Source organism: Novosphingobium sp. (genome assembly GCF_039595395.1).
GTDB lineage: Bacteria > Pseudomonadota > Alphaproteobacteria > Sphingomonadales > Sphingomonadaceae > Novosphingobium.
In genome coordinates, this window is sequence record NZ_JBCNLP010000001.1 from 673,924 (window position 1) to 686,276 (window position 12,353).

The following is a 12,353-nucleotide window of genomic DNA, read 5'->3' on the forward strand; positions in this document are numbered from 1 at the left end:
TCGGGCTCCGCGGCGTAACCTCGGGGCCCTTTCGCTCGTAAAGCCAGTATCGAGACACTTTGGGCCACTGATCCATGCTGCTTTACCTGCTCTCCTATCTGGCCGGCGCGCTCACCATCATGAGCCCCTGCATCCTGCCGATCCTGCCCTTCGCTTTTGCGCGCGCGGGCAAGCCGTTCCTCTCGCATGGCCTGCCGATGCTGGCGGGGATGACGGTGATGTTCGCGGGGATGGCGGTTCTGGTCTCGGTGGGCGGGCAATGGGCGGTGGGCGCCAATGATGTGGGCCGGGGCGTGGCGCTGGTGCTGCTGGCGCTGTTCGGGCTGACGCTGGTGTTCCCTTCGCTGGCCGACCGGATGACGCGCCCGCTGGTGCAACTGGGCGGGCGCTGGGCGCAGAGCGCGCATGGCGATTCAGGCTGGCGCGGTTCCTTGGCGCTGGGCGCGGCGACGGGCCTGCTCTGGGCGCCCTGTGCCGGGCCGATTCTGGGTCTGGTGCTGACCGGCGCGGCGCTGAAGGGCGGCGGTCTGGCGACGGGCGTGCTGCTGCTGGCTTACGGCCTGGGCGCGGCGACTTCTCTGGCGCTGGCGCTGGTGGTGGGCGGCAAGGTCTATGGCGCGATGAAGCGCTCGCTGGGCTTTGGCGAGAAGGTGCGGCAGGTGCTGGGGCTGGTGGTGCTGGCAGCAGTCGCGGTGATCGCGCTGGGGCTGGACACCGGCGTGCTGACCAAGCTTTCGGCGGCCAGCACCAATCGGATCGAGCAGGGCCTGCTGGAACGTTTCGGCATCGCCCGCAAACCCGCCAGCAGCGCCGACGGGCTGGGCGATGAGGGCGCCAACCCCGGTTTCAACGGCGCGACGCTGTGGCTCAATGGCGCGCCGTTGACCGCTGCTGATCTCAAGGGCAAGGTGGTGCTGGTCGATTTCTGGACCTACACCTGCATCAACTGCCTGCGCACGCTGCCCTATGTGAAGGGCTGGGCCGACAAGTACAAGCAGGCCGGGCTCATGGTGGTGGGCGTCCACACGCCCGAGTTCGCCTTCGAGAAAGACCCCACCAACGTGCGCGATGCCGTCAAGCGGCTGGGCGTGACCTATCCGGTGGCGCTGGACAACAATTACGCCATCTGGAAGGCCTTCAACAACGAATACTGGCCCGCCGAATATCTGATCGACGCGCAGGGCCGCATCCGGGCGCATATGTTTGGCGAGGGCGACGATGCCGCCTTCGAGAAGCTGATCCAGAAGGTGCTGGCCGAAAATGGCGCCTCGGCGGTGCCCGGCGGCACGGTGCAGGGCATGGACAATGGCATCGAGGCCGAGCGCAGCGGTCAGGAGCAGAGCCCCGAGACCTATGTCGGCTATGCCCGCGCTCAGGGCTTTTCCAGCACGCCTGCGGTGAAGCAGGATACGGCGGAGACCTATGCTCTGGGCGGCCTGCAGGCCGATGGCTGGGGGCTGGAAGGCCGCTGGACGGTTGGCGCCGAAAATGCCCGGCTGGAGCAGGCCGGTGGCGGCATCGCCTATCGTTTTCAGGCGCGCGACCTGCATCTGGTGCTGGGGCCGGCGGCGGGCGGCAAGCCGGTGCGCTTCCGTGTGACCATCGATGGCCATGCGCCGGGCGCTGATCATGGCGTGGATACCGATGCTCAGGGCAATGGCGTGGTGACGGATAACCGGCTGTATCAGTTGCTGCGGCTGAAGGATGGCGCGGGCGATCACAGCTTTATGATCACCTTCCTCGATCCCGGCGTGGAGGCCTTTGCCTTCACCTTTGGATAAGGTCAGGCGGGCGGCGTATCGCTCTCGACCAGTTGCGCGATCTCGAATTGCCAACTGGTCCAGCCGCGCATTTTGGCCGCTTCCTGCGTGGCGGATTTTTTGCTCTTGGCCTCGGCCAAAGAGCGGCTGTGGCCCCAGAACACCTCGGTCTTGCCGTTCTGCAGAATGGCCACGATGCGCCAGTAATGGGTGAAGGGGTCGGACGTGGGGCCGATGGTCTTCACATAGCCGTCGGGCATGGTGGCCGTCAGATAGCGCTTCCTGCGTTTCATAAGGGGCCCCTTAGCGTGCAAAGCGCTGGCCTGAAAAGCCTGCCCGCCCTACAGCACCGCCATGGCCCTTGAGAACTTCGACATCCCCGCCTTCCTGCGCGACGACTGGCAGCGCCAGCCCCGCCTGTTCCGCAAGGCCTTCCCCGCCTTCACCAACCCGCTGGAGCCCGACGAACTGGCGGGCCTCGCCTGCGAGGAGGGCGTGGAATCGCGCCTGATCTTTCAGGATGGCGAGAAACTGCGTATGGAAAACGGCCCGCTGGCCGAGGCGCGTTTCGCCACGCTGGGCGCGCAGCCCTGGACGCTGCTGGTGCAGGCGGTGGATCAGCATGCCCCCGATGTCGCCGATCTGATCGAGCCCTTCCGCTTTATCCCCGACTGGCGGATCGACGATGTGATGGTCAGCTATGCCAGCGATGGCGGCGGGGTGGGCCCGCATTTCGATCAGTATGACGTCTTTCTGGTGCAGGGCCTTGGCCGCCGCCGCTGGAGGGTGGGGCCGCGCTGCGATGACACCACGCCCCTGCGCCCGCATGAGGATCTGCGCCTGCTAGAAGGGTTCGAGCCCACCGGCGACTTCGTGCTGGAGCCGGGCGATATGCTCTATGTACCCCCCGGCTTCGCGCATGATGGCGTGGCGGTGGGCGACGATTGCATGACCTATTCGATCGGCTTTCGTGCCCCCTCGCGCCACGATCTGATCGAGGGCTGGAGCGAGGAGCTGCTCTCCCGCGAGAATGACGATGACCGCTATGCCGACCCCGGCCTGCCCGCTCAGGACCATCCGGGCGAGATCGCGGCCTCGGCGCTGGACGACCTGCACCGGATGGTGACGGAAAGCCTGCAGGATCGCGAGGCCTTTGCCCGCTGGTTCGGCTGCCATAACACTACGCCCAAATATGCCGATCAGGACTGGCGCCCCGAGGAACCCGTCACCGAGGACGAAGTGCGCGAGGGGCTGGAAGAAGGTCTGGCACTGTACCGCAACCCGGCCAGCCGCTTTGCCTTTGTGGCGCGGGGTGGGGATGCGCTGTGGCTGTTTGCCGATGGCACCTGTTTCGAGGCTTCAGGCGCGAGTGCCGAACTGGCGAAGCACATCTGCGCCGGCGGGGCGATCGAACCCGATCCGATGGTGGTCGATCAGCCCGAAGCCATCACCCTGATTGCCGCCCTGTGCAATCAGGGCAGTCTGGCCTTCGAGGACGAAGATTAACGCCCGAAGCGGGGGATCACTCCCTCGCGCCATTCGCCCTGCGGGATGCCCTCGACGGTCCAGTCGCCGATGCTCCAGCGCACCAGCCGCAGAGTGGGCAGGCCCACGGCGGCGGTCATGCGGCGGACCTGCCGGTTGCGGCCCTCGCGGATGGTGAGGCGCAGCCAGTGGTCGGGCACGCTTTTGCGGAAGCGTACCGGGGGATCGCGGAGCCAGAGGTCGGGCGTTTCGATGGCCTCGGCCTCGGCAGGGAGGGTGGGGCCGTCTTTCAGCATCACGCCGCGGCGCAGGTTTTCCATCGCGGTTTCGTCTGGCGCGCCTTCCACCTGCACCAGATAGGTCTTGGGCAGCTTGAAGCGCGGATCGGCGATGCGGGCCTGAAGGCGGCCATCATCGGTGAGCAGCAGCAGGCCCTCGCTGTCGCGGTCCAGCCGACCGGCGGGATAGACGCCCGGCACTTTCACAAAGTCCGAGAGCGTGGCGCGCGTGCTGCCTTCCGTCCCCGCATCGGTGAATTGCGAGAGCACATCGAACGGCTTGTTGAGCAGGATCAGACGGGGCATCGGATGAACCTATAGCCTGCCGTGATGGCGTTCCAGCGCAATTCCCGCCAGATTTTGCGCGCGCTTGATATGGCGCACCCGGACTCGATCAAAGCCCGCCGCCAAAGCCGTGAACTGCGCATGATAGGCCTTGAAGCGCTCCGTCTTGCAGGGCCAGTCACCCCGTGCCTGATGCACGATCATCGCGGCATCGCCCAGCAGCGCCACATCCTTCGCGCCCAGATCCCGCGCCAGCTCCAGGGCATGGATCAGCGCCAGCCATTCGGCATCATTGTTGTCGCCCGTGCCGCAATCCGTGCGGATATGCGCCTTACCGCCCGTCACCACCGACGTTTCCAGAACGCCGGGGTTGGGGCGGCAGCCGCCGTCAAACCATAGTTTCATCGGGCCACAGCTTCATCAATCCTCAGCTTCACCGGGCTTCCGGCAGAACCAGATGAAATGGCGCGGCCCCTTGTTGTTGGGCCGGGCGCGCACAAAGCGCTCCTCCACCTCGAAGCCGGTGTCTTTCAGGCGCTTCACAAAGGCATTGTCCTGATGCGCCGACCAGATCGCCAGCATGCCGCCGGGGCTCAGCGCATGCTTGGCCGCGCGCAGGCCGCGCCCGGTGTAGAGCCCGTTGTTGCCCTCGCGCACCAGACCATCGGGCCCATTGTCGACATCGAGCAGGATCGCGTCATAGATGCCATGCGCCGCCCTGATGGCATTGGACACATCGTCCTCAACCAGCATCACGCGCGGATCGTCAAGGCAGCCCGCCGCCACCTCGGCCATGGGACCTCGTGCCCATTGGATGATCTCGGGCACCAGCTCGACCACGGTGATGGCGGAATCCTGCCCCAGCACGTTCAAGGCCGCGCGCAGGGTAAAGCCCATGCCATAGCCGCCGATCAGCCAGCGCTGGGGCCCGCGCTCACCCAGCCGCTCGTGAGTCATCACCGCGAGGCTGTCCTCGGAGTGATGCATGCGGGTGGTCATCAGCTCATTGCCCGCGAGGGTAATCATGAAATCCGCGCCGCGACGCATCAGGCGCAGCTCCACGCCATCGGGCACCTGCGCGGTGCCCAGCAATTCGGGCTCGATCATGACTTGTTTCCTGCTGGCTGCTTCATCGGCGCGGCCCCTAGCACAGGCCCGCGCCAAAAAGCGAATCTAGTGCTTCTCCGCTCCCCGCGTCGTGCTGCGCGCCTTGAGCAGATCGTGACGCGACAGAATGCCGATCACCCGCGCGCTGTCATCCTCCAGGATGGGAATGCGCCCGATGCCGGTCTCCACCATCAGATCGGCCACCGCGCCGATGGGGTCGCGCCGCCGTGCAAAGGGCTGCGAGGCATCGGACACGACCTCGGCCAGCGTCTGCTCGCCCGGCGTGCCCTCCACCCGCCAGCGCAGCGCGTCCGAGCGCGAGACCAGCCCCAGCAGATGCTGCTCGCCATCCACCACCGGATAGGAGCGGTGCCGGGCGCTCTGGGCGAAGAAGGCGGCGGCCTCGCGGATCTGCATGGCGCCCGACAGGGTCTGCGGATTGTGAGTCATGATCTGCCCGGCCTGCATGAAATCCAGCGGATCGACGGTGTATTCCTGAAGGATATGCCGCCCGCGCCGGGCGATCTTCTCGGTCAGGATCGAGCGGCGCATCACCAGCACGCTGATGCCATAAGCACCGATGGAGGCGGCCATCAGCGTGGGCGTCGCGTTGAACTGCCCGGTCAGTTCGGCGGCGAACAGGGCACCGGTCAGCGGCGCGCGCATGGCGCCGCTCATCATCGCGCCCATGCCCGCCATGGCCCAGAAGCCCATCGGACCGGGAAGAAAGTGGCCAAGCAAGGCCCCCGTCGCTCCGCCCAGAATCAGCAGCGGCGCCAGCACGCCGCCCGATGTGCCCGAACCCAGCGCCACCAGCCACACCGCCGCCTTCACCACCAGCAGCAACGCGATCATCTTGAGCGTAAACGCTCCATCGAGCAGCAGCTGGATGTTGCCATAACCCGCGCCCAGCACGCGCATATCGATCCAGCCGCCGATGCCCACAGCCACGCCGCCCAGCGCGGGCCACCACATCCAGTGGATGGGCAGGCGGTGGAACAGATCCTCGATGCGATAGAGGCAGGAGGAAAGCAGCGCCGCCTCCAGCCCGATCAGTCCGCCCAACGCCAGCGCCATGCCCGCCACGCCGCCGCCGAAGGGCAGGCTGGTGCTCATGGGAAACAGCGGGCCATGGTCCAGCAGCAGTTGGCGCAGGGCAAAGCTGACCAGCACGGCGACGGCCACCGGCACAAAGCTGCGCGGCTTCCATTCGAACAGCAGCACCTCCACCGCCAGCAGGATCGCGGCGAGCGGCGTACCGAAGATGCCGGTCATGCCCGCCGCCGCGCCCGCCACCAGCAGCGTCTTGCGTTCCGCCGCGCTCAGCCGGAAGCATTGCGCGAAGAGCGAGCCGATCGCCCCGCCGGTCATGATGATCGGTCCCTCGGCGCCGAAAGGCCCGCCGCTGCCGATCGAGATCGCCGAGGACAAAGGCTTCAGGATCGCTACCTTCAGGGACAGGCGGCTCTCGCCATAGAGGATCGCCTCGATGGCCTCGGGAATGCCGTGGCCGCGGATTTTCTCCGAGCCGAAGCGCGCCATCAGCCCTACGATCAGGCTGCCGATCGCCGGGATCGCCAGCACCCACAGGCCGACATGACTGTCCGCGATTTGGGAGGCGCCGGTCGAGACGCTGCCGAACCAGAACAGGTTGGTCGCCAGCGCGATCAGCCGCAGCAGAACCCATGCGCCCAGCGCGCCGCCCGCGCCCGCGACCGTGGCGGCCAGCGCCAGCATCGCCATGCGCCAGTCGGCGCTGTGATCGCCCAGCGGTTTGGGGCTGGCATCGGGCCGCGCGATGGTGTCAGGTGGGGGGACCATGGGGATCTTTTCCGGGACTGCTTGCGAAAGGGATGGGTCATTTATATCGTAACACGATATTGTTCAAGTCATGAGAGACCGCGATGACGAATGAGAACAGCATCGGCGATCTGGCCGATGAGGATTACACCGCATTGGCGGATTTCCGCCATGCGCTGCGCCAGTTTCTGGCCTTCAGCGAGCAGGCCGCGACCGGTTGCGGGCTCACCCCGCAGCAGCATCAGGCGCTGCTGGCGATTCGCGGGGCGGGCGACCGCGCCGTCACCGTGGGCTATGTTGCCGAGCGGCTGATCCTCAAGCCTCACAGCGCCACCGGCCTGATCGACCGTCTGGAGGCTCTGGGCCTTGTCGAGCGTCATGCCGCGCCCGGAGACCGCCGCCGCGCCCTGCTGGTGCTGACCGACAAGGCGCGCGAGCAACTCGCCCGGCTGACCGCCACCCATCGCGAGGAAATCCTGCGCCTGCGCCCGCTGCTGACCGATGTGCTTCACCAGATGGGGCTGTGACCCCATCGGACCGACAACAGAAAATAGGCCCCCGCCAAGAAGAGAGCCTTGTCGCTGATCGCCAAAAGCCGTTAGGGGCGGGGGCCTCTTAGCCCGCGCTCCAGGATCTTGCATGACCACCCCGGCCTCCCGGTTTCACAGCCTTGCGCATTGGATCGGCATCCAGCCCGCCAGCACCCCCACGCGCATCGTGCAGGCCTTCATCGGCTCGGCGCTGGGGATTCTGTTCACCGGCATGGTGATGCATCTGTGGCTGGGCAAGGTCGGTAATTTGCCGCTGCTGGTGGCGCCGATGGGGGCCTCGGCGGTGCTGCTTTTCGCGGTGCCGGCCAGTCCGCTGGCGCAACCCTGGGCGATCATCGGCGGCAACACGATGTCGGCGCTGTCGGGCATTCTATGGATGAAGCTGATCGGTGACCCGGCCTGGGCGGCGGGGCTCGCGGTGGCGACGGCCATCGCCATGATGAGCCTTGCGCGCTGCCTCCACCCGCCGGGCGGGGCGGTGGCGCTGACCACGGTGATCGGCGGGCCTGCGGTGGTCGGCGCCGGTTGGGGTTTTGCGTTCTTGCCGGTGGCGGTGAACTGCCTGCTGCTGGTGGGCATCGGCTGGCTTTACCATGCGGCGGTGCGCGGCAATTATCCGCATCGTGCCGCCGCTTACGTGGCGCCTCCGGGCAGCAGTGTTGGCTACACGATGGCCGATGTCGATGATGTGCTGGCGCATTACGACGATCTGCTCGATGTCAGCAGCGAGGATCTCGACACGCTGTTCCGTCAGGTGGAGAGCCGCGCCTGGCGCCGCCTGCATGGGGTGATCCGCTGCGAGCAGATCATGCGCGCCGCCGAGCCGCTGGCGCTTGAGGCATCGCTGGATGAGGCCGCGCAGGCGCTGGCCCGGCAGGACCTGCGCGCCATTCCGGTGGTGGCGCAAGATGGCCATGTCGAGGGGCTGCTGGGTCTGGCCCAGCTTGCCGGCGCGCGCAGCGTGGCGGCGGCGATGGAGACCTCTCCCTGCCTCGCCTCGGGCGATACGCCCATCGATGAGGTGCTGCCGATCCTGTCAGGCGGGCGCTATCACGAGGCGATCGTGGTCGATGCGCAGGGGCGCTATGCGGGGCTGATCACCCAGACCGAATTGCTGGGCGCCCTCTGGCGCGGCCATATCGCCGAGGCGATTGCGCATACTTCGGTTTGAAAATCCGGCGAAAGAGCCGGATTTTGCGGCACCAGCCCACTCCCCCGCCCGGCCACCCAGAGGATACCACCATAGGGTAACCGGGCGGGCGAGCGGGCTGGTGCCGCAGGTTCAAACCCTCAAGCCCTGATGAACGCCTGTACCGGGGTCGATGCCTCCATCGGCTCCCACGCCGGGCGGCCCAGCAGATAGCCTTGCACCAGATCGCAGCGCGCGCCCTCAAGGAAACCGAGCTGCAGCGGCGTTTCCACCCCCTCGGCGCAGACGCTCATGCCCAGCGCGTGGCCCAGTTGCATGATGGCGCAGGCCACCGCCTCGGCCTGCCGGTCCGCGCCCAGATCGTCGACGAAGCTGCGGTCCAGCTTCAGCCGGTCGAAAGGCAGCTTGCGCAGATAGTTGAGCGAGGAATAGGAGGTGCCGAAATCGTCCAGCGCAAAGCCCACCCCCAGATCGCGCAGGCTTTCCATCGAATGGCGCGCGCTGTCGGTATGGGTGATGATGGTGCGCTCGGTCAGCTCCAGGATCAGGCGCTGGGGCGGCAGGCCGGTTTCGCCCAGCACGCGCTGCACCAGCGGCACCAGCTCCTCGCGGCTGAACCAATAGGCCGAGAGATTGACCGAGATGGTCAGATCCTCGGGGATCTCCAGCGCGGCCCGGCACGAGGCGCGCAGCACCCATTCGTCGAGCGCGCCGATCAGCCCCGAAGCCTCGGCCACCGGGATGAAGGTGGAGGGCACGATGGGGCCATGGCCGGGGCAGGTCCAGCGCACCAGCGCCTCGTAACCGGTCAGCCGCCCGTCGCCGGTCAGGAAATAGGGCTGCCATTGCAGCTTCAACTGGTCCTGAGCAATGGCCTCTTCGAGCCGGTGCTCGATGGTGTTGTAGGAGGCATTGGCCAGCAGCGGCACCACCTCGTCGGCGATGACAAGCCGGTCGCGGCCCTCGCGCTTGGCCATATACATGGCCTCCTTGGCGGAGCGGCGCACCTCGGCGGCGGTGGTGCCGTGGCGCAGCGCCAGGGCGCAGCCCACTGACGCCGACATCACGATCTGCCTGCCGTCTGAAGTGCCGTCGATCTCGATGGGGGCGTTGATGTCGGCGATCAGCCGCTGGGCGACGCGCCGCGCGATATCATGCGAGGCCGGGTCGGAGAGGATGATGGCAAATTCGTCGCCGCCGATCCGCGCGGGCACGTCGCTGGCGCGGATGCTGGAGGACAGGCGCTGGCCGATCTGGTTGAGCACATGGTCGCCCACCTCATAGCCATACTGCTTGTTGATGGCGCGAAAGCCGTCGAGGTCGATCGAGAGCAGGGCGAAGGGGCGTCCGGCAAAGGCCGATTCCATCGCCGCATCCATCGCGGTTTCCAACTGGCGGCGGTTGGCCAGGCGCGTCAGCGGATCGCGGGTTTCGGCCTCGGCCAAGGTCAGATGGCTCAGATGCAGGTCGAGCAGGTCGCTGGCGCTGGCGGCCAGTTGCGCCAGAAACTGGCGGTCGGCCCGATCGAACTCACGGGGCTCCCGGTCCATCACGCACAGCGTGCCGAGCGGCTGGCCGTTGGTCGCGAGAATCGGCGCCCCGGCATAGAAGCGGATGTGCGTGTCGCCCGTCACCAGCGGATTGTCGGCAAAGCGCGGATCGCGCGGGGCATCGGGGACCACCATCACCTGATCGGGGGTCAGGATGGCGTGAGCGCAAAAGGCCTCCTCGCGCCCGGTTTCGGGCTGGGTCATGCCGACTGCGGATTTGAACCACTGGCGGTTGGCATCGACCAGCGAGACCAGTGCCACCGGCACATCGAAATGCTGCGCGGCAAGGGCGGTCAAGCGATCGAAGCGCTCATCCGGCAGGCTGTCGAGAATGCGATAGCCTCGCAGGGTGGCCACGCGCTCAGCTTCGTCGGGGGGGAGAACGGCGGGCGGCATTGTGGCGGGGGTTCCTCAATGTAAACTCATCGACGAGCTACCGTTGGAATTGTGGATATTGTGTTAAATTAATTTACATAGCTCGACAGTGAGTGGTTAAAACCATGGGCTGCATGCGACCGCTCTGACTGCTTTTGCGTCTTTTTTTGTCATCAAGCCCGTGTTTGTATCGTTTTCGGGCCAATGAGGCGGATTTCTGCGCTGCATCGCCATGGCCGGATCCCGGCGCAACCATGACAAATGGGCGGGCCCAAAGGGGGCCTGTTAATGATCTTTTAGGCGTAAACTTATACAATGGTGTTCCTCTCCGGAATGGCAAAGATCCTGATTAATTTGGGATAAATTTCGGCCTTTCGGTAAAGGACAGGATGGCGGGCAAACGTCTATGGTAAAGATCAGAATTTCGACCAGAATTCTGGCCAGCTTCGGTATCATCCTGGCGGCCATGCTGGCGGTGGGCCTTTTCATCCATGGCAAACTTTCGGTGATCGAGGAGCATGCGCTCTCGATCCGTGGCGATGCCGTGGCCGGGCTTTACCAGAGCAGCCTGATCAAGGATGCGCTGGGTGCCGATGACCTTCATGCGCTGACCGGCAAGGTGATCGGCCAGGGCTCGGATAGAATGGGTTCGGACGAAGCCGCCGGGCAACAGGCCGAGGATGCCGCCACGCTGACGCGGCTGATCGCCGATTACGAAAAGACCATCTTCACCGAGGATGACCGTCAGGCCTTCACCCGCTTCAAGAGCGATCTGGCGCTGTATCAGTCCGCCAGAGCGCATCAGGGCGCCGCCGCGCCCGAGGTGAGGGCCCGTTTCAACGCGGCCTTTGCCGATATCGCCGCGGTCACCACGCTTAACCAGCGCAACGCGCTGGCGCGGATCGAGGACATCGACGGCCAGATCCGCTCGCTGCTGGTCTCGCTCTCGCTGGGCTTTCTGCTGGCGCTGCTGGTGGCGCTGACCGCCGGGACGATGCTGTTGCGCGTCATTCAGGGCCCGCTGCGCGAGCTGATGGCGGCGATGGATGTGATGCGGCAGGGCGATTTCACCCATCGCGCGCAGGTCGTCCGGCAGGATGAGCTGGGCGAGCTGGCCGAAGGCTTCAACCGCATGGCCGAGGAGGTGATGGCGCTGGTCGGGCAGGTGCAGCGCTCGGGCATCCGCGTCTCGACCTCGATGACCGAGATCGCCGCCACCTCGAAGCAGCAGCAGGCCACCGCCGCCGAGGTCGCCGCCACCACCACCCAGATCGGCGCCACCTCGCGCGAGATTTCGGTGACCTCCAAAGAGCTGGTGCGCACCATGAGCGATGTCGCCGCCGTCTCCGACCATGCCGCCACGCTGGCCAGCGGTGGCCAGCAGGGTCTGGCCCATATGGGCGAGACGATGGAGCAGGTGATGGAGGCCGCCAACACCATCAATGCCAAGCTGGCGATCCTCAACGAGAAGGCGGGCGACATCAATCAGGTCGTCACCACCATCACCAAAGTGGCGGATCAGACCAATCTGCTGTCGCTGAATGCCGCCATCGAGGCCGAGAAGGCGGGCGAATATGGGCGAGGCTTTGCCGTCGTTTCCACCGAAATCCGCCGTCTGGCCGACCAGACCGCTGTGGCCACCTATGACATCGAGCAGATGGTGAAAGAGATCCAGTCGGCGGTCTCGGCCAGCGTGATGGGGATGGACAAATTCTCCGAGGAAGTGCGGCGCGGCATGAGCGACGTGCATGACATCGGCAACCGCTTCGCCGAGATCATCGGCCAGGTGCAGGCTCTGGCCCCCCGCTTCGAGACCGTGACCGAGGGCATGCAGGCGCAGGCCACCGGCGCCGAGCAGATCAGCGAGGCGCTGGTCCAGCTCACCGAGGCCACCCAGCAGACCGTCGAATCGCTGCGCCAGTCGAGCGCGGCGATCGAGGAGCTGAACCATGTCTCGGGCAGCCTGCACGGCAGCATCACGCGCTTCCGGCTGGTCGGCTGAGCCGGGCCTC

11 protein-coding genes are annotated in these 12,353 nt (G+C 66.2%); 5 read left to right on the plus strand and 6 right to left on the minus strand.

From position 1 onward, the window contains the following. Positions 1-74: 74 nt before the first annotated feature. Positions 75-1,781 carry a cytochrome c biogenesis protein DipZ gene (locus tag ABDW49_RS03175; RefSeq protein ID WP_343609667.1) on the plus strand — a complete coding sequence of 569 codons (1,707 nt, stop codon included), beginning with the start codon at positions 75-77 and terminating at the stop codon, positions 1,779-1,781. 2 nt (positions 1,782-1,783) lie between these two features. On the opposite strand, the gene ABDW49_RS03180 is transcribed toward ABDW49_RS03175, so the two are convergent. Then, on the minus strand, positions 1,784-2,053 hold the full coding sequence (locus tag ABDW49_RS03180) for a hypothetical protein (RefSeq protein WP_343609669.1): 270 nt from the start codon (positions 2,051-2,053) through the stop codon (positions 1,784-1,786). Between the two features lie 61 nt (positions 2,054-2,114). Here ABDW49_RS03180 and ABDW49_RS03185 point away from each other — a divergent pair, with 61 nt between their 5' ends. Beyond that, on the plus strand, positions 2,115-3,266 hold the full coding sequence (locus ABDW49_RS03185) for a cupin domain-containing protein (RefSeq protein WP_343609671.1): 1,152 nt from the start codon (positions 2,115-2,117) through the stop codon (positions 3,264-3,266). Here ABDW49_RS03185 and ABDW49_RS03190 read toward each other — a convergent pair. From ABDW49_RS03190 to ABDW49_RS03205, 4 genes are all read right to left on the minus strand, one after another. Beyond that, the gene (locus tag ABDW49_RS03190; RefSeq protein WP_343609673.1) at positions 3,263-3,829 is read right to left on the minus strand and encodes a pseudouridine synthase; all 567 of its coding nucleotides are present in this window, start codon (positions 3,827-3,829) and stop codon (positions 3,263-3,265) included. The genes ABDW49_RS03185 and ABDW49_RS03190 overlap by 4 nt on opposite strands. Before the next feature lie 9 nt (positions 3,830-3,838). Beyond that, a complete protein-coding gene (locus ABDW49_RS03195) occupies positions 3,839-4,213 on the minus strand; it encodes a ribonuclease HI family protein (protein WP_343609674.1) in 375 nt (124 codons plus the stop codon). Between the two features lie 15 nt (positions 4,214-4,228). Further along, entirely contained in the window at positions 4,229-4,915 is a 687-nt protein-coding gene (locus tag ABDW49_RS03200) for a spermidine synthase (protein ID WP_343609675.1), read from the minus strand. Between the two features lie 66 nt (positions 4,916-4,981). After that, on the minus strand, positions 4,982-6,736 hold the full coding sequence (locus ABDW49_RS03205) for a chloride channel protein (RefSeq protein WP_343609676.1): 1,755 nt from the start codon (positions 6,734-6,736) through the stop codon (positions 4,982-4,984). A gap of 83 nt (positions 6,737-6,819) precedes the next feature. Here ABDW49_RS03205 and ABDW49_RS03210 point away from each other — a divergent pair, with 83 nt between their 5' ends. Both ABDW49_RS03210 and ABDW49_RS03215 read left to right on the plus strand, forming a co-directional pair. Beyond that, positions 6,820-7,242 carry a MarR family transcriptional regulator gene (locus tag ABDW49_RS03210; protein WP_343609677.1) on the plus strand — a complete coding sequence of 141 codons (423 nt, stop codon included), beginning with the start codon at positions 6,820-6,822 and terminating at the stop codon, positions 7,240-7,242. 112 nt (positions 7,243-7,354) lie between these two features. Then, complete coding sequence (locus tag ABDW49_RS03215) at positions 7,355-8,437, plus strand: HPP family protein (protein ID WP_343609679.1); 1,083 nt, start codon at positions 7,355-7,357, stop codon at positions 8,435-8,437. 119 nt (positions 8,438-8,556) lie between these two features. Here the strand turns inward: ABDW49_RS03215 and ABDW49_RS03220 are convergent, their stop codons facing one another. Then, positions 8,557-10,323: an EAL domain-containing protein gene (locus ABDW49_RS03220; protein ID WP_343609681.1), complete on the minus strand. Its 1,767-nt coding sequence runs from the start codon at positions 10,321-10,323 to the stop codon at positions 8,557-8,559. Between the two features lie 424 nt (positions 10,324-10,747). Between ABDW49_RS03220 and ABDW49_RS03225 the strand changes: the two genes are divergently transcribed. After that, the gene (locus tag ABDW49_RS03225) at positions 10,748-12,343 is read left to right on the plus strand and encodes a methyl-accepting chemotaxis protein (protein ID WP_343609682.1); all 1,596 of its coding nucleotides are present in this window, start codon (positions 10,748-10,750) and stop codon (positions 12,341-12,343) included. Positions 12,344-12,353 lie beyond the last annotated feature (10 nt).